Origin of the sequence: Paraburkholderia fungorum, assembly GCF_046027215.1 — a bacterium.
Lineage (GTDB): Bacteria > Pseudomonadota > Gammaproteobacteria > Burkholderiales > Burkholderiaceae > Paraburkholderia > Paraburkholderia fungorum_D.
On the sequence record NZ_JAQQEN010000003.1, the window covers coordinates 262,128 to 279,128 of the forward strand.

A 17,001-nucleotide genomic window follows, 5' to 3' on the forward strand; every position below is an offset into this window, starting at 1 on the left:
TACTGAGATTGGAAAATGGGAATAGCGAAAGTTGAAGACATCATTGGCCAAACCGTCCGGCGCGACATTGGCCGCATGAAGCGGTTCGTTGAAGGTCAGCTGGAAGCGGCGGCGCGTTCGATCATGAGCACCCCGAACGCCCACGTCGGTATCGTAACTGGCTTCTTCATACGCAATGCCGTCCCGCCCTCGCCGGAGACGGACGGCCTGGGCGGCATGGCCCATCTGGCCGCCGCACTGTCGAATCTTGGCATACCGGTGACGGTGATCTCGGACGCGCCATGCTGCAAGGCGGTCTGGGCAGTCACCACGGAATTGCCGAAAGACGTGGCGTTCGAGATCACCTCGGTGAGCGTGGCATCGGTCAAGTCGCTGAGAGCCCGGCTAAGCGCGGCTGAACGTCCGATCACGCATATGATCGCGATCGAGCGGGTCTCGCCCGCGAGCGACGGCAAGCCGCACCGCGAGTACGGCGCGGACATGTCCGACGATACCGCTCCGCTGCATCTTCTGTTCGAGGATCCCGAGTGGCGGCGTCCGTGGGTCACGATCGGCATCGGCGACGGCGGCAATGAAATCGGCATGGGCGTGCTGCCCGAGGAAATCGTTCACGACGACATTCCCAACGGCCCCTTGATTAGCGCAGCCATTCCCGCGGACTACCTGATCGTTTCCAGCGTTTCAAACTGGGGCGGCTGGGGATTGGTATCCGCGATGGCGATGGTCGCGCCGCGAGACGCGGCGGCGCGGCTGCTCACCGATTTCACGCCGGAGCGCGACCGGGCGTATCTCGCCGCGGCCGTCGACATCGGGCAGGCGGTTGACGATAGCCGCGTCGACCGTCCCGCGACGCCGAAGATGAGTGTCGACCGGCTGTCATGGGAACAGCATGCACACGTGCTGGGTCAGCTCAGGGCGCACGTCGACGGATACCTCGCAACGGCGTCACACGCGTGAGCGCGACGCCATTTTTATTTCCTAACGTACCAGCCATGTCCGACCTTTCGAGTACCACGCTCAGACGTTCGCCGTCGTGGGCCGCCAGCTTGCCAGAAGAATTGCAGACACCGTGTTTCATCGTGTCCGAGCGCGGCATTGTCGATAACTTGCATGCGACCGCCCGTGCGTGTGGCGGGGTGGAACGGCTCATGCCGCATGTGAAGACGCATCGCGCCGGATGGATCGTCGAGAGGCTGATTCGCGAAGGCGTAACCGCATTCAAGGCCGCTACCGTGGCGGAAGCGGCCATGGTGCTCGAGGCCGGCGCGAAACACGTCCTCTGGGCGTATCCGACCGTGAACGCTGCTCATATCCGCACCTTGCTCGCGCTGGCCCACGCTCATCCGGACGCACGGGTCGAGGCGCTCGTCGACTCGGCGGCAGGCGTAGCCGCGTGGCGTCTCGCGACGAATGGGGCGCCGTTGACCAATCTCGCCCTGCTCATCGATCTGGATGCCGGCATGGGCAGAACTGGCGCGCCGATAGCAGCGGCGACGCTGCAGCTGGCCCGTGAACTGGCCACGATCGGCTGCTTTGGAGGATGGCATGCCTACGACGGCCATATCCATGATCTCGACAGTGCCACACGCCGCACGCGCGTGGCCGCCATAGTGGAAAACGTGGCGGCGCTGACCCGCGCAGCCGATGTGGAGGGACTGTCGACGAGGCTCATCGCCGGGGGCAGCTATACGTTCGATCTATGGCCGCGCACGCTCGCCGACTTCGTATCCCCGGGCAGCTGGACCTATTCGAGCGCCCAACACGACCTGGAGCTGCCCGCGCTCGGCTGGGCGCCAAGCGCATATGTGCTGGCAACGGTGATTTCACGCACCGGCACAACCGCCACGCTCGATGCGGGCTCAAAGGCTATCTCGCCTGACAAGCCGCTGGCCGAGCGCTTTCGCTGGGACGGCAAGATCGTCATGATGAGCGAAGAGCATGTCGTGGTCGAGAACACCGATCTGGCAGTCGGCGACCGGGTGATGTTATTGCCGCGCCACGCTTGCACGACTGCTTATCTCTACCCCAGCGCGATGGTGCTTAACACCGAAGGGTCGTGGGAAGTGCGTGAGCAGCTCGGGAGCCGTCGATAGGCCGCGAGGCCCGCAGCGGGTACGCGTCGATTGAAGCGATGCAACGCGACGCAGCCACGCACGTCATGCGGCACGTTGGAAAAACACCAGATCAAGCCGAAGGAAAAAAACATGAACGACAGTGGCGCGCCCCGCCCATTGCGTGCCGTCAATCCAGCCGACCTCAAACCAGGCGGGCACTATTCGTCCGCGATGATCGCGGGCGACTTCGCCTTCCTGTCCGGCCAGACACCGCGCGACGCCGACCGGAAGGTGATCGGCGACTCGATCGAAGAGCAGACCCGTGCGACGCTCGCCAATGTGGAACGGGTATTGACCGCCGCCGGCGCGGGACTGGAAGACGTCGTCAAGGTCACAGTCTATCTGACCGACTTGACGCTCTTTAGCCGCTTCAACGCGCTTTATGCGAGCTGGTTTGGCCAGCACAAGCCGGCGCGAACGACTGTGGAAGCTGGTTTGCAAGGTGTGCTCGTGGAGATCGACGTGGTGGCTTACATCGGCAAGCGATGAAGCAGGCGGCGCGGTGCACGCACGCTAAAAGCCGTAAAGCCTTGCAGGATTTTCGACGAGGATCCGATGCCGCGTCGATTCATCGGGAATCCACAGCGTCAGATCGTCCAGCAAGCGGGCGGCGTCCGGCTTGTTATCGGCCGCTTGCGTCGGATGAGGCCAGTCCGATCCCCACAGCATCCTGTCCGCGGCAAGCGCGGCTAACCTGAGTGCGACCATGCCGGCGTCGGCATAGACCGGCGCGCCGCTTCGCGACACGAGATAGGGTCCGCTCAATTTGACCCAGGTGCGGCCGCCGGCCAGCAGCGCCTCGACCATCCGGAACGCGGCATGCTCAGCGCCTCCCGGTTGCGGGATCTGCCCCATATGATCGATCACGAGCGGCGACGACAGACGCGCAAGCACCTGCCGATGCGCGAGTAGCTGCAGAGCGGTGGCATTGACCTGAATGTGCCAGCCGAGTGGTTCGATGCGCTTCGAGAGCGGCTCCATCATCGAGACCGTGACGCCGACCAGATATTCGAGGTTAAAGCGCAGCCCGCGTACGCCCATATCGTGAAGAGCGGCCAGTTCACCATCCGTCACGGTGTCGGGTACGGTCGCGATACCGCGGGCGTTCTTTCCGAACTGCGACAGCGCATCGAGCAGGCAACGGTTGTCGGTTCCATAGGTAGACGGTTGAACGACGACATGTCGTTCGACGCCCAGCCTCCTCTGGAGCGCGCGATAGTCGGCGACCGTCGCGTCGGGCGGCTGCAATTGCGCGGACGGATCGACTGGATACCGCGCATCGTAGATGTGGTGGTGACTGTCGGTCGACTTCAGCGGAACGGGAAAGCACGGCTGGCCGGTGCCGTTGGCACCGACGCGCGCCGGCTTCTCGGGACCAGCAGATGCGCCGGATGAGGCCGGCGTGGTCGCGAGGTCCGTCGTCCGGTTGCTGCGGCGAGGGTCCTCGCCGCCTTGGGGTATATCACCGTGGCCCTGCTTTTTTTGCTTCAAGCGGCATCTCCTTCAGCCGGCCGGTCAATCAGAACGACGGACTGTCCTGCTGCAAACCGACCAGCAACGCACTTCGTTCGATGCAACGGAAAGAGTGGGTCAGTATACGAATGCAATTTGTCCGGGAGATAATCAAAGTTAGCGACGCCATCTGATAGAAACCTTCGATCATGCGCATTTCTCTTCAGCAAATTGAAACCTTTTATTGGGTGGCGCGATTAGGCGGATTTCATGCGGCGGCGCGTCATCAACACCTCACGCAGCCTACTATTTCCGCACGCATCCAGGAGTTCGAAGAACATCTCGGCGTGCAACTCTTCACGCGCAGCCGGACCCGCTCCGAACTCACGCGCGCAGGCCGCGACGCGCTCGCGAATGCGGAACAAATGCTAAAGCTCGCCGAGAAACTCGAACAGATGGCGAAGCGTACCGACCCCATGTACGGGCTTCTACGTCTCGGCGCGATCGAGTCCATCGCCCACGCGGGGCTCGCGGATCTACTGACGCAACTCAAGACGCGATATCCACACATGAAGATCGAACTCACGATCGATGTGGGCGTGGCGCTCGGACGCAAGCTTGGTGCGCACGAACTGGACATAGCAATACTGAACGATTCCACCGACGCGCCTCACGTGATCGAGACCGCCATCGGCTACACCGATCTCCACTGGGTCGCGTCGCCGCAACTCGTGCCCAACTGCAATGTCTCGCCTCACGATCTTGCCGCCGTGCCGATCATCACCGTCTCGCAGCCGTCATCGAACCATTCGCTTGTGATGAACTGGTTCCGCAGCGCCGGCTGCAATCCGGACAACATCAGTTCATGCAATTCCCTGTCGATGATGTCGCGGCTGGTTGCGGCCGGTCATGCGGCGGCCGTGTTGTCGCCCGCGATAATGCGCGCGGAGATCGATGCCGGGTTGATTCACGTGCTGAATACTGAACGGCCGATCACTCAGCAAGGATTTTTTGTCGCCTATCAGGAAGAGTGTCTGAGCGGCGCGGATACCCTCGTGGAGCTAGCGAAAGAGGTGCTGACACGCAGTCGCGTGCTGGTTCCGGGTTAGTCGGCGGGAAGCGTGGACTATTGCGCGCCGTACGAAGCGACTCCGGGTTCCGCGGCTGTGATTCCGGGTGTCGCTGTCGAGCACCTCATCATCGACGCGACGCGGCGCCACGCCGCGTGTCGGCAACCTAGATGTTGCGAGGACGCGCCGTCGTTCCGCGCACGATCAGATCGGTCGGCACGATGTATTGCGAACTCACAGGCCGTCCTTCAATCCGCGCGAGCAGATACTCGGCGCTGCGCGCGCCGATTTCATCAGCGGCGAGCCGCATGGTCGTCAGCGGCGGCGAGGTGAAGCTGGAAAATTCGATGTCGTTGATGCCCGCGATCGAGAGGTCGCCCGGTACGTCGATACCTGACTCGCGCGCCTCGGCCAGCGCGCCGATTGCAAGCAGATCGGTGCCGCAGATCACCGCCGTCGGACGCTCGGGGCCGTTCATCAGCGCCTTCATCGCCATCTGCCCTTCGATGATCTTGTGCGGCATCTCGATTAGATGTTCGTGGCGCAACTGCAGCCCGCGCGACTGTAGCGCCGCGCGCACGCCGATGATGCGATCAGCCGCGCGATCGCTGTGCTGCGTCATTTGCGTAATCATGCCGAAGCGCGTGTGCCCGAGATCGAGCAGATAGTCTGCGAGGCGACGGCCTACCGCCACGTTGTCGAAGCCGACGTACGGATAGTCGTGATCGACTGTCCAGCCATTGACGAGCGGAATCTGTTCCTTTTCGATCAGTTCGTAGAGCGCGGGCGAGTGGCTGCGGCCCACGAGCATCAGCCCGGCGATGCCGTCCGCGATAAGGGCGCGGACCTGCTTCAGCTCGTCTTCCTGGTCGTAGTACGAGCATCCGAGCAGCAATGTGTAGCCGGCTTCCCCGATGCGTTTTTGCAGCGCGAACACGCCAATCGCGAAGTTCTGGTTTTCCAGCGATGGGATCACGGCGCCGATCGTTTTCGAGCGTTGCGATGCCAGCGCACGCGCCGCGGCGTGCGGTGTGTAGCCGAGCTCCTGCGCGATGTCGCGCACGCGGTTCTGCAGTTCGACCGCAACCTTTGCGTTGCCGTTCAGCACGCGCGAAACGGTCGCAGTCGATACCCCTGCCGCACGCGCGACATCTATCACCGAAATCGCATTCGACTTGCGACGCGGCGCTCTTTTCTTTGTCTCGTTGCTCAACTTGCACCCTGCCCGGTGTCGAGGCGCACCATCGCGCCTTTCCTGTGCGGCATACTATAACGCGGCACCTTGAGAAATTGGGCACCGCCGGGCGTGGGCCTTCGCCTGGTCGTGTGGATGAAATCCCACCGTGCGATTCGAGCTCGCGAACACAATGCGTTTGACGCCGGCATGCTGCCAGGCTTCGAAGAGGTTGTAGGAGCTTCGATGTTCATGTTGCGAGGACCGCTGTCAGGGATACGCGCCGGCCTCACATCACTCAAACACATAAATTTAAGTAATCGCTTTCTATGTGGTTTGAAATTTCGCTCGACGATTCGCTTAAACAGGCAGAATTTTAGGGGCAAACCCGTATGAATTCAAGAGAAAGCGCTTACTCATTTAACCTATACTGTGACTTCGCGAACGGCAAGGCACGCAGCCGTCACGGAGCGCCCGTTGCCTGCGGACGCGCGCGGCGGGTCATGTGTACCGGATATGACGTCTGCATCACCATGCTTACGAATTCGTACGAGACTCAGACATGACATTCACCATCGTACCGATCCGCTGCGGCGACATCGTTAATCATGAGCGCTCGTGCTTTCTGTACCGCAAGAACTGCGGTTCCGCGCGCCTGCATGCGCCGTGTATCGCGTGGTTGCTGCGTAGCGCTCTCCATACGATCGTCGTCGATGCCGGGCCAGGCTCCCGCTCGCGCGCACCGCAGTGCTACACCGAGACGGATGCCGGAATCGACGACCTGCTGCAATACGGCCTGGCGCGCGAAGGCGTCGACCCAGCTTCCGTCGAACTGGTCATTCTCACTCATCTGCATAACGACCATGTCGGCGGCGCGCGGTTGTTCACGAACGCGCGCTTTCACGTCCAGGAAGCGGAGCTGAAAGAGGCGGTCTGGCCGGTGCCGTTCCAGCGTCCGATCTACGAAACCAACCAGCGCGGCCACACGCCACCGTGGGTGGACATTCTCGACCGGATGGACGTGGCGTTCGGTGACGCCGACGTGCTACCCGGCATCCGCGTGTTGCGCTTGCCGGGACATACAGCAGGCTCACAGGGTGTGCTGGTCGATACGCAGGGAGGACCGTATCTCATCGCCGGCGATCTGATTCCGCTCTACGAGAACTGGCCGGAGGACGGCAGCGAGCCGATCCCGAACGGCAATCACACGGACCTGCGAGCTTACGACGAAAGCTTCCGCCGCATCGCGGCGCTTGGCGCAAAGGTGCTGCCGGCCCATGAGCCACGGGTCTTCGAGCACAAGGTGTATCCATCACCGCTGAGCTTGACTGCCTGAAACATTGACTGCTCATCAAACGCAGGGCTGCACAAGCCGCGGCGTTTAGCAAGCCTGAAGCACGTGGATGGCGCGGCTCACGAGCAACGGACGAGTATTGCGTCCGTATTCGGCCATATGCGCGGAGGCCGCATGCGCCCTCAACGCTGCCGGGCTTTCCCAGCGTTCGATTACCGCAAAGGTGTCTTTGCCGAGCGGCGTCTGAATCGCGCCGAAGTCCGGTACGTCGACTACGGCCTCGTAGCTGATGCATCCCTCTTCCGCCAGTACCGCCGGACGATTCTTGTTGAAGAGTGCCAGCACGGCTTCGCGTTGACCGGGCTGGGTTGTGATCGTTGCAACGACATGGATCATCCGGGTTTTCTCCTTTGCTGTTTCGGCGTCGATCGCCACACGAAATCATAGCCGCATTTGGACACGCTCACTGACGCGGGCCTCGACGTGCGGTTGCAGTCGCGCTCCCGGCGCAACCGGTCAGCGATTCATCCGCCGCGCGGCGCGCGCACACGCGCCGCTTTTCTAATTTCGCCAGCGACGTACGAGCTGAACGTATTGGCAACGTCTGGCAGATTCAGGATGTTGGCCTCAGTGACATTAGCCGGTTTGAGCATTTGACGCTCAATAGCACGGAGTCCCATTGTGCTCGACGCGACAAACTTGCGGACAAGGTCCTCTCGTGTCTTCTTATCTGCCGTGTCGAAGAATTCGCGTGCCAGGCGAATCTCCTCCTGCCGACGCTTGTCGGCTGCCGCGTTAGCGGCCGCGAGACTGGCTTCGACTGCCTTTTGCCTGTCAGACCTGGCCCCCTGTTCGCCCGTCGTCGCCTCAGCAAGCTGAGCCTGAATCAACTCAACCTGCCTGTCGGCTTCGGATACTCGGTAGTTGTCCGAAAGAGCCCTCATCAAGTAGGCGGAGGCCCTTTTTACCTTGGTGCCCTGCCTGATTGTCCACCGGGTGTAGTCGATGGCTTGTTGAATGCGCTCATCTGTCCAAACGAACCTGTTCTCGGCGATCTTCTCAAACTGTTTTTCAGACAGTCCGAATTCATCTTGAAGCATTTTGAAAAGTACGACCGAGTTGAGCATGGCCGCTTTGGATGCCAATGCCCCTTCTTTGCGTTTGAGCCGGAAGCGTATCTGGTCTTTCTTTCGCGAGCCGGGCGTTCCAGCACGGGTCTCGTACGACAACTCAATGTCGGACAGCTCATTGATCTGGTTGACGGCTGGCTCGAGATAGTCGCGCTTGAAGTATTTGAACTCAGCGTTGTTTGCCCATGACTTGCCGGGCAGGTTTCGAACGAGGTCGAGCGAAAGCCAGTCCGTTATCCCGCTGGGTACGGACGGCAAGACATGGTCATAAATGCCTCGAGCATAGATGAGCGTAAATCTCGAGGTGACTAGCAGGCTAGTCCAGTACGAGTTCTCAGGATCCTTGATGAGGCGTTGCAGCTCGATCGGCACCCGGAAGCGAATCCGGCCATTTCTGACGCTGACCCGACCTATCAACTCGAGCCAGTCTCCGTCTTCGTTCTGGACCACCAGGTCCTCATCCGCATCGTCATCACCGGCACTGCGATCCTCTCCGGGTTCGGGAGGCTCCTCCAGCATCCGCCCTTTCGAATCAACGGACACCACCGGCGCGCTCATCACTTCGAGCATGGAAGATTTCACGCTGCGGATGACGCTGGAAAAATGCTTCTTGTTCCTGCTGTCGTAGCGCATCAGCCATTTGAAAAAGCTAAGCGTCACGTCATAGGTTTCCTGGATTTCAGGGTCCTGCGCGACAATGAAGTAGGCAGCATCCACGAAGCGTCTGGCGGACAGGCCTAAACCGATAATGCGTGCGAAGACCCGGTTCTTTTGATAGCCGATATCTTTGTCTGGACTAGCCTCGTCGATGGACCTTTGCGCCGGCGCCATCTCCACGAATAGGTCCAGTGCAAATTGAAGAGGGGTCACTCGTCGGTCGACGCTGCTGGACATGCCTGTTCCCTGGAAATTTCAGCAGACTCTAGGCATACAGAGGTGAGATGTCAATAAAAAAGTCTCACCTTTGCCGTTGAGACGGACCGCGTGCACATCATCTCTCACCTTCGGCACACCATCTCTCACTTCTGGTGCAGATCCCAGAGCCTCAGCCCAAGGTGGTAGCGGGTTTCAGCCGGTTATCCACAGCCTTCGGGGGAAAATCTCTCACCTTTTGCAAAACACGTTTTTATCTCTCACCTCGCCACACCGTAAATCTCCCTTTCTGCGCTTGAATGTCTCACCCGAAGTGCACATTTTCTCTCACCTTTGGCACATTGACTCTCACCTCTCTGAGGTTAACTAGTTGATAACAAAGGGATACTGTTTCGCCTGTAGGTTTGTTAGTTCGTTTTTTTTTATAAAACAACCAACAAACCGGTGGACAACATGAGCGACGGTCTTCTTACGTGGCCCCGTTGCAGACAGTTGAGCCAAGTGCCAAGGTCGGACGTCCCACTGGGCATGGTGAGGGTTCGCGAATACATGCACTGAACTCAGTCACACAAGGCATTACCGCGGCATTTTAAGAGCGTGCGAAGCGAACGACGGTGCTTTTCGATTCGTGAGAATGAAGCAGCCGCCCCATACGCCCAGGGGCACGGTCCCGTGAACCTGTCCAGCAAAGGTGAGAGATTGTGTGCAGCATCCTCTCCTGGCCGACATATTCAACGTCCTCGGTGCACACGACCTGCCAACGTCGGCGGCGCGAAGGACTAGCCTCCAATGCAAAGGTCTCGCCGGCTGACGTCGATGAAGCGCCGGGTGAGGGATTTTGTGCACGCTGATGCGTGTCCGACGTTGGCATTGGCGCTCATACACACTATCTCTCACCTTCGCCCACGTGCTGCGGGTCAAGCGAAATGAAAATGTAATTCAATCGCAGGTGCCTGAGCGCTCATTGCGCTATTTGACGTGTCGAGCGCTACCTTCTGTCGATTTCTCCACGCGGTGTGCCGGTTCAGTGGACAAAAACTCTCACCTTTGTGCACGACTGTTTCCCCGCAGGGGTAGGCATCTGTCAAAGGTGAGAGATTTTGTGCCGGCATTCCATTCGTCTGGGTTGGCAGAGCCCCCCGGCTGAAGGCATAAAAAACAGTGGTTTACGGGCGATATTTGAGAAACTGCACGACAATACAACGCTGTTTTTGCGTTTTTCCTGTATTCTCCGTTTAGCTTCAATTTCCATGGAAAACTCCGAAATGGCCAATGTCAGCCAACCGATGCCGATAGACCGAACCGTGACGCTTGAGGAAATCTCAGATTTCGCGGATGTCGTCACCGATTATGCAACGGAATTGCGGGACCAGATTCTCGCGCCGCGCCCGCGCAAGGAAGCGCCGGTGTTTACGACTGGAGAAGTCGCCGAGCTGTGCGGCCTGACACGTCAGCAGGTGCAATATTTAGCAACGAAAGGAGATGGTGTGCTGCCGGAAGGGCAGTCCACCGGGACGGGACGAAGCCGTAGTCGGCTTTTTACGTTGGCTGAGGCCCGAAACTGGGTACAGCAGGTGTCGGACATTTACCAGACGCCGCTGGTGGCCGGGCCGAGCGATTTTGAAGGCAAAGTGCTTATCACGTCGCAACTGAAAGGCGGCTCTGCCAAAACCACGACGTCAATGTGCCTCGCCCAAGGGCTGAGCCTACGCGGGCGAAAGGTTCTCGTTGTCGACCTTGACCCTCAGGCATCGCTTTCTGAGCTATGCGGACTGTACGCCGAAAAAGAAGTATCCCCGGACGATACAGTGCTTCCTTTTGTCTATGACCAAAAGGTTGAGGGAGGTCTGCTTTCCAAGGTGCAGCCAACGTACTGGGATGGGTTGGATATCATTCCGGCGCATACAGAACTGGTCGGGGCCGAGTATCACCTTCCCGCTATGCAGATGAAGCTTGCAGGATTCAAGTTCTGGCAGGTGCTCCGGGATGGACTCGCGCCACTACGCAAGCACTACGACTACATCATTCTGGATACCTCGCCCTCCCTGTCCTATCTCAACCTGAACGCATTGATGGCAGCGGACGCGATGGTCATGCCGATGGTCCCGGAGAATCTTGACTTCTTCAGTTCGCTTTCCTTCTGGCGGCTTTTCTCGGACGTCGCCAAGTCGTTCATCAAATACGAAGCCAACAAAAAGTACGACTTCGTTTCCGTGTTGCTAACCCGCGTGAACTACAACAGCACGTCCGCGGCACCTGTGGTGCGCACGTGGGCGCAAGGTGCGTATCGCCATTGGCTTGATCCGTTCGAGGTTCCTGCCAGCTCCATCATGAGTTCAGGCGCTCTCGCATTTACGACCGTTTTTGACATTAGCAGCTCTCACAGCCAGGCGAAATCCTTGGCACGCGTCAAACAGCCGCTAATCGACTACTGCCGATGGGTCGATGACATGTTCGTTAAACAATGGAGGCCAGCACAGTGAGCACCAACAATATCCGTGACCAGATGTTGGCCAAGACCGCAAATCTACGGTCAACAGCGGAAAGAACCCCCGATGCCAGCCGGCGCGCGAATCGGACAGAGACAGCACCTGGGATGGCCGGAGCATTAGCGGCCGCACAGCTGAGGGTGCAGGAGCTTGAGTCGACCGGAACGACCTCGCAGCTGCCGGTGACGGAAATTGTTCCTAATCCCTGGCAGCCGCGGCGCGTATTCAATGAAGTCAAATTGTCCGAGCTGGCAGAGTCGATTCGCGAAGTGGGGCTTATGCAGCCTATCGTGGTTCGTCGGGTTGAATCGGCCTACCAGATTGTGGCCGGAGAGCGGCGCTGGCGAGCGCACAAGATACTCGGGGCGGAGCACATCAAGACGGTGGTCATCGAGTGCTCGGACCAGGACATGATTGTGCTGGCGCTAGTCGAGAATATGGACCGGGACGACCTGACGGATTATGAAGTGGCCATCTCCCTTCGTCGGTCGGAGAGCGAATTTCCGAGTCGTAAAAGGCTGGCAGAAGCGGTAGGCCTCTCACGTACCGGGCTGTACCAATTTCTTGCGTTCGAAAATCTGCCGGACTTCATGAAGAAAGACCTCGATTTGCAGCCTGCCCTACTCGGCTGCAACGCGGCAGAAGAAATTGTCTCAGCGCTTAAGAAGCACGGTAGCGAAGCTGAGTTGGTGGCACGCGAACTCTGGCCGGATGTGGTCAAGGGCGAGTTGGCCCAAGGCAAATTGGCGCCGGCGATTATCGCAATGGTGACTCGTCGTGCGTCGGGGACGACGGCTCGGGAGCGGCTCATCGAGAAATTCTTCGCCGGAAAAGATCAGGCGGGAAGCATTACCAAGGACGTCAACAGCTTTACGCTCAAGATCAAGGCAGCGGCTTTGACCGAGGCTCAAGAGGCGCGAATCCGGCAACTTATCAGTGAGCTGTACAAAGGCGAGCCGCGGTGAACAGGCATTTCTCGCAATGAAAGAGCCCGCTTCGAGCGGGCTTTTTTGTGCCGGCGGGGGGCAGCGTCAGTATTACTGACACCGGACTCTCGAAGGGAGACATTGTGTTATGTCGCCGAGCGGCGCGGGAGGTCGACGGAAGCCGTGGCTGCTATCCGCATTCCGTTCGGGCGGGATGCAAACATTGCATGCGAGTCGATAGAACCGGGATGCCCTAATACCGAATCACATCCGGTGGGTAGCGCGCGCGAGTTGCGCACGCTCGGCAACCCGGGCCGTTGGAGAAGTGTCGGTATTACTGACACTCTGAACAGGGGTCAAAAAAGACACCTAAGGCAGAAGCCCCAGCTGACTTGAGCTGATCGTCCATGCGGGAGTCAGCTCTAGCATCGCCAGCCTTATTAATTTTCGACGAAAAGCGCCGGTATCAAACGCCGCTTCGCTCCCGCCTTGGAGTCAACGACAAGGTTTAGTCGCATGGGCGAGAAGTGGTCCTATCCGCAATCCTTCGTCCCGAACAGCTCTGATTGCTCAGCAAAGCCAACTCTCGCGACTTTCCTTCGGTACTTCAACGATCTCTTGACTTGCCCCCACGGCTCAGACGGTTCCAACGCAGTCCACGAGCAATAAGCTTCGGTCAAGACAGGGCCGACCGCAAGCATCCCGTGTGGCATTCACGTGCAGTGCGCTTGCATTCAATAGAAGACAAAGCCCCGCTCGCGGCGACCCTCAGAAGAGGAAGCAGATTGCAGTTGTCACGAGGAGGGGCTCGCGGTAGGCCCCACCGCTTCACCATGTGGTGCTGGGAAGCGGCATTTTTGTTGTAGTTACTGGTCCGCCGCCCGTTTGCGCTGCGTGGGGTTATGGTATTTCCTTTTGCGAATGTGATGTGTGACCGACCGGCCCGATTGCCTTGACAATGTGGGAGGAGGACTCATAGGCACTGGGAATTTGCACATCAACCCCAGGGAGCCGCGAGTGTGCGGTTGGTTCGCGGCAATGCCCGTACAAGGCGCACTGCTCGGAGTGTCGGTATTACTGACACTCGCTTTCGACTGTGGATTTCCTTCGGCCTGCTCGACGCGTTCTGGATAGGCGTCAGTATTACTGACACATGTTCACCCCTTGCCTCTCGAACCATTGGTGGGCAAATAGATGGTGACGGTGTGCCTAATACGAGAGCTGCAAAATCTCTACTCGTTTTGTCCGCCGCAGAGGGCAAGCATCTCCGTCTGCCTCGCCCAGGCGGCGTCGTGTTAGAACTTAGTCATTTCATCGAGGCTGCGGATGTGCTCGACCAATATATCGATCGCGGCCGACGGGAGGAAGGCATAGCCCAGCACGCGCCGCAGCACGTCCACGCATATGGTCATCAACTGGCTGACGAAATATATGTAGCACGCGCCGCGTCGCCTCAAGCAAAAACCGCCCCCTCGACGAGCGGCAGAGTTCCGTCTTCCGCGAGACGCAGCAGCGTCCGTATCACGACAGGGTACAGCCGTCGGCGCAAAATGCATTACGCAGCTAGCGTGGGACGCCTTTCTGAGCAGATGCTTTGTCTCGGCGATTTTCGTGGTTGAGATCGCCAACGGAGAGCAGGCTGAACATCTCGCTTTTTCGCAACTTCCAAATCTTGGGGGCGATCGACCGTGAACGCGTAGCGCGTCGACAATCAGTTGCGAGGGAAGCCAGTGCGTCACTTTCCGCGCAACAGAATCGCGACCTTCCAGCGACATCGACGTCTCCGTCATGCCCGGGCCCCGGCAGGACTCGGATAATGTGGACAGCATCTTCCCGCTGAATAATGGTGAAGCCGATCAGCAGCACGGTTGCGCACGCGAGGCGATACGGCGCGCCAGATATCTCAGGGTCGTTGGCTCCCAGCGGCATGGCATGCCGAGTGGATTAACTTGGCACAGACAAGGTCAAGAATCCTGTCGGCACACCTGAGCGACTCCCAGTGTGCCATCGACAAGCCCTTGTCGATGGCCACGGCTAGCTCATTCGGATTCGTGACGCCCAGCTACGGGTTGTCGTCGAGGTAGCGCACGCCAACCGTCCACGCGAAATTCCTGCAATACGAATATCCACCTCGCACTGCAAATCGACCACGAATTCGCCGGCAAACATCCGCCAGCGCGCGGATATCTTGGGCTGCCGTCGTTCCGACCCACGCTGGAGCCAGACGCCTGAGAAATTCTTGTACGCCGTGCGCCATGCTATCGAGGGGGCCGAGATCCGCTGTCCGTCCCGTCCCGTCCAGACGCACGGCAAGAGGAAGCATTCGAGCCCCTTCTGGGCCGCGCGAGTGGTCGTGACTATCGCCAAAAAAGCAGGCACCAACTTCAGCCGACGATTGAATCTTCGTGCGTCCGCTCGCTTCCGAAACAAGCAGGGATGCTCATACGCTGGAATAGCTGGTCGCGCTTTTTGGCGAGCAACGCTGTCAGCTGCGCCATCGTCTCCATGCGGTTTGCCGTGAGGACGTCTTCTGGGTAGACCTTGGTGCAACTATGCGGCGTGGGACCACGTTTAGACAGAAACAAAGGGTGGTCAAGTCCACCGGCGCGCGGGGCCGCACACGGTCGCGGCCTTGTTATGTTGGGCCATGAAAAAGGCGCTGGCCAACATCGTGACACCGATTGCCTGACAAGTATCGGGTGCAAGACTGCAAAAAAGAATCCGATAAGTGTCTCTCCAGAAGAAGAGGGATACGCCAGGAGGAGGGTTGGCAGAGGTCCTGCATCAGTTCGCCGGGCGGGAGTGGTGGGAGATGTGCAGCTATCTGTTCGATGCGTTACATCATCTGCGGCAGCCATTTCAGCCGGAATTCTTCCGGCAGGCCGTACTGATCGCACGCCGCGTTAATGTGTGTCGAGGAAGCAACTTTGGTTACGGCTGATCTGGAGATACAGACGTACCCGCGCTTGCTCTCGTAGCGCCGCTATTCGCGGTGACGCTTTCCACCGTCACCGTTTCACGGTCATTTGACTTCGAGTGGAACGGGTTGATCTGCGTCCGAATATATCGTCCGCTACCGCGGCGACTAGGAGAGTCTGCGCATTATATGAAATAACTATCAAGTTTAAATAATTAATAGTTTATACAGCCTGCGCCGCACCTCCTCACACAATTGAAAGTAGTGACATGTGCGCGCGTCGAAGGAGGGGCGCGTTATCCCTTTTAACCGCTATTGGTGTATATGAAGGCAAACCCAAAATCGTTTTAAATATATTTCAATATGCTTTCATGCTTTGGCACTCTCCCGGGCCGACACTGTCCGCTGATCGGCAGCAAAACTTGCGAAACTTCGACACCCGAGTTATGGCCGCTGAGCTGCGGGACGGCAATGGCAACGTGTGTGCCCATCCTCAACGAGGCCGACATCCAGGGCGGCGCCTTCGATCAGGAGGGCGGGGCGTCGTATTAATCGATAGTGAAGCGGCCGCGTGATAGTGCGCAGTGTCACGCGGAAGGCGCCGACGGCGCCGTTCACGAGCGGTTGTCGTGCTGCTCCAGGAAGCCGGCAACAGCACGGCGCTTCACGTGTACGGCCACGACCCGATCGAATAGTTAGCTCCCCTCGCGGCTCGCAGGCCATTAGTCAAGAAACGAGCTTCGTTACAGACATCCATTAGACAGCCTTTCGTGAAACAATTAAGCGCGCAATCAGGCAATAAAAAACTTTGCACAAACAATGGCTTGGAACACTTCCGACCTCACGCCTCCTTTATGTTTCACGACGGGCCGCATTCTGAGGCAGAAAAATCCACAAAGGGATAACAATTATCGCTGCGCAGTACCTTCGCAAACCGCTATGTATCAAATACTACGTATTCTGTAGTCGCGCACCTCGCGCGCCAATGTTAGAGATGACGACCGTTGCGCGGTGAACGAAGATGGCGCGCCGTTCACCATTGCGCGACCGCGCGGCGATCGGATACGGTGGCGACTTCACAACCACAACAACGGATCGACAATAAACAAACAGGAACTGGTGGATGCGGTGGCTGCGGCGACTGGCGCGAGCAAGGCGGCAATACGCGAGGCGATCGATGCGTTCATCGGCGCAATCACGAGCGCCGTCAGGAAAGGCGACACGGTTCAACTCATCGGCTTCGGGTCGTTTTCGACGGGAGCCCGCGCCGCACGCGTGGGCCGCAATCCGGCGACCGGCGCCGAAATCCAGATCCCCGCAGCGAAGACCGTCAAGTTCACGGCGGGCAAGGCGTTCAAGAATGCCGTGAACGGATCCTGATAGCGTGCGACAGCCGCCGGCCGATGACATGCCGGCGGCTGAGCATTGCGGACACGTCGCCGCCGGAGCCCGGCGTGCCCCGCGGACTGCGCGATTCGCTGGGTGGCACAGATCCGCGCCTTCGACTACGCCCATAACTGATCGAGCAGAATCGCGGCAGGATCAAATTGCCGGCAAACGTG

General features: G+C 59.0%; 13 protein-coding genes. 9 read left to right on the forward strand and 4 right to left on the reverse strand.

Annotated elements, in window-relative coordinates; translation table 11 throughout:
- The first annotated feature begins 15 nt into the window (after nt 1–15).
- The 3 genes from PQR27_RS37050 to PQR27_RS37060 all read left to right on the forward strand — a co-directional run bounded on the left by PQR27_RS37050 (nt 16) and on the right by PQR27_RS37060 (nt 2,603).
- Nucleotides 16–957: a glutamate cyclase domain-containing protein gene (locus tag PQR27_RS37050; RefSeq protein WP_408528629.1), complete on the forward strand. Its 942-nt coding sequence runs from the start codon at nt 16–18 to the stop codon at nt 955–957.
- A 35-nt stretch (nt 958–992) separates the two neighbouring features.
- On the forward strand, nt 993–2,093 hold the full coding sequence (locus PQR27_RS37055) for an alanine racemase (protein WP_408528630.1): 1,101 nt from the start codon (nt 993–995) through the stop codon (nt 2,091–2,093).
- Between the two features lie 111 nt (nt 2,094–2,204).
- Complete coding sequence (locus PQR27_RS37060) at nt 2,205–2,603, forward strand: RidA family protein (RefSeq protein WP_408528631.1); 399 nt, start codon at nt 2,205–2,207, stop codon at nt 2,601–2,603.
- Nucleotides 2,604–2,627: 24 nt separating this feature from the next.
- Here PQR27_RS37060 and PQR27_RS37065 read toward each other — a convergent pair whose 3' ends face one another.
- Nucleotides 2,628–3,605 (reverse strand): amidohydrolase family protein, encoded by a 978-nt coding sequence (locus PQR27_RS37065; protein WP_408528632.1) that lies wholly within the window; start codon nt 3,603–3,605, stop codon nt 2,628–2,630.
- A gap of 170 nt (nt 3,606–3,775) precedes the next feature.
- On the opposite strand from PQR27_RS37065, the gene PQR27_RS37070 reads away from it, so the two are divergent.
- Nucleotides 3,776–4,675 (forward strand): LysR family transcriptional regulator, encoded by a 900-nt coding sequence (locus PQR27_RS37070; protein WP_408528633.1) that lies wholly within the window; start codon nt 3,776–3,778, stop codon nt 4,673–4,675.
- A gap of 127 nt (nt 4,676–4,802) precedes the next feature.
- On the opposite strand, the gene PQR27_RS37075 is transcribed toward PQR27_RS37070, so the two are convergent.
- Nucleotides 4,803–5,849, reverse strand: coding sequence for a LacI family DNA-binding transcriptional regulator (locus PQR27_RS37075; RefSeq protein WP_408528634.1), 1,047 nt, complete (start codon nt 5,847–5,849; stop codon nt 4,803–4,805).
- A gap of 523 nt (nt 5,850–6,372) precedes the next feature.
- Here PQR27_RS37075 and PQR27_RS37080 point away from each other — a divergent pair.
- Complete coding sequence (locus tag PQR27_RS37080; protein WP_408528635.1) at nt 6,373–7,146, forward strand: N-acyl homoserine lactonase family protein; 774 nt, start codon at nt 6,373–6,375, stop codon at nt 7,144–7,146.
- A gap of 45 nt (nt 7,147–7,191) precedes the next feature.
- Here the strand turns inward: PQR27_RS37080 and PQR27_RS37085 are convergent, their stop codons facing one another.
- Both PQR27_RS37085 and PQR27_RS37090 read right to left on the reverse strand, forming a co-directional pair.
- Nucleotides 7,192–7,500: a putative quinol monooxygenase gene (locus PQR27_RS37085; protein WP_408528636.1), complete on the reverse strand. Its 309-nt coding sequence runs from the start codon at nt 7,498–7,500 to the stop codon at nt 7,192–7,194.
- A gap of 128 nt (nt 7,501–7,628) precedes the next feature.
- Nucleotides 7,629–9,128 carry a replication initiation protein gene (locus tag PQR27_RS37090; RefSeq protein ID WP_408528637.1) on the reverse strand — a complete coding sequence of 500 codons (1,500 nt, stop codon included), beginning with the start codon at nt 9,126–9,128 and terminating at the stop codon, nt 7,629–7,631.
- A 1,244-nt stretch (nt 9,129–10,372) separates the two neighbouring features.
- Between PQR27_RS37090 and PQR27_RS37095 the strand changes: the two genes are divergently transcribed.
- From PQR27_RS37095 to PQR27_RS37110, 4 genes are all read left to right on the forward strand, one after another.
- Nucleotides 10,373–11,590, forward strand: coding sequence for a ParA family protein (locus PQR27_RS37095; RefSeq protein ID WP_408528638.1), 1,218 nt, complete (start codon nt 10,373–10,375; stop codon nt 11,588–11,590).
- Entirely contained in the window at nt 11,572–12,561 is a 990-nt protein-coding gene (locus PQR27_RS37100; RefSeq protein WP_408528639.1) for a ParB/RepB/Spo0J family partition protein, read from the forward strand. The genes PQR27_RS37095 and PQR27_RS37100 overlap by 19 nt, the downstream gene beginning before the upstream one ends.
- Nucleotides 12,562–15,289: 2,728 nt before the next feature.
- A complete protein-coding gene (locus PQR27_RS37105) occupies nt 15,290–15,463 on the forward strand; it encodes a hypothetical protein (protein ID WP_408528640.1) in 174 nt (57 codons plus the stop codon).
- A gap of 1,077 nt (nt 15,464–16,540) precedes the next feature.
- Nucleotides 16,541–16,819, forward strand: a complete 279-nt coding sequence (locus tag PQR27_RS37110; protein ID WP_408528974.1) for an HU family DNA-binding protein — start codon at nt 16,541–16,543, stop codon at nt 16,817–16,819.
- Nucleotides 16,820–17,001: the final 182 nt, after the last annotated feature.

Excerpts from the sequence above, each read along its gene's own strand:
- PQR27_RS37050 (WP_408528629.1), top strand. The coding sequence starts at position 16 with ATGGGAATAGCGAAAGTTGAAGACATCATTGGCCAAACCGTCCGGCGC.
- PQR27_RS37055 (WP_408528630.1), top strand. The coding sequence starts at position 993 with ATGTCCGACCTTTCGAGTACCACGCTCAGACGTTCGCCGTCGTGGGCC.
- PQR27_RS37060 (WP_408528631.1), top strand. The coding sequence starts at position 2,205 with ATGAACGACAGTGGCGCGCCCCGCCCATTGCGTGCCGTCAATCCAGCC.
- PQR27_RS37070 (WP_408528633.1), top strand. The coding sequence starts at position 3,776 with ATGCGCATTTCTCTTCAGCAAATTGAAACCTTTTATTGGGTGGCGCGA.
- PQR27_RS37080 (WP_408528635.1), top strand. The coding sequence starts at position 6,373 with ATGACATTCACCATCGTACCGATCCGCTGCGGCGACATCGTTAATCAT.
- PQR27_RS37085 (WP_408528636.1), bottom strand. The coding sequence starts at position 7,500 with ATGATCCATGTCGTTGCAACGATCACAACCCAGCCCGGTCAACGCGAA.
- PQR27_RS37090 (WP_408528637.1), bottom strand. The coding sequence starts at position 9,128 with ATGTCCAGCAGCGTCGACCGACGAGTGACCCCTCTTCAATTTGCACTG.
- PQR27_RS37095 (WP_408528638.1), top strand. The coding sequence starts at position 10,373 with ATGGCCAATGTCAGCCAACCGATGCCGATAGACCGAACCGTGACGCTT.
- PQR27_RS37100 (WP_408528639.1), top strand. The coding sequence starts at position 11,572 with ATGGAGGCCAGCACAGTGAGCACCAACAATATCCGTGACCAGATGTTG.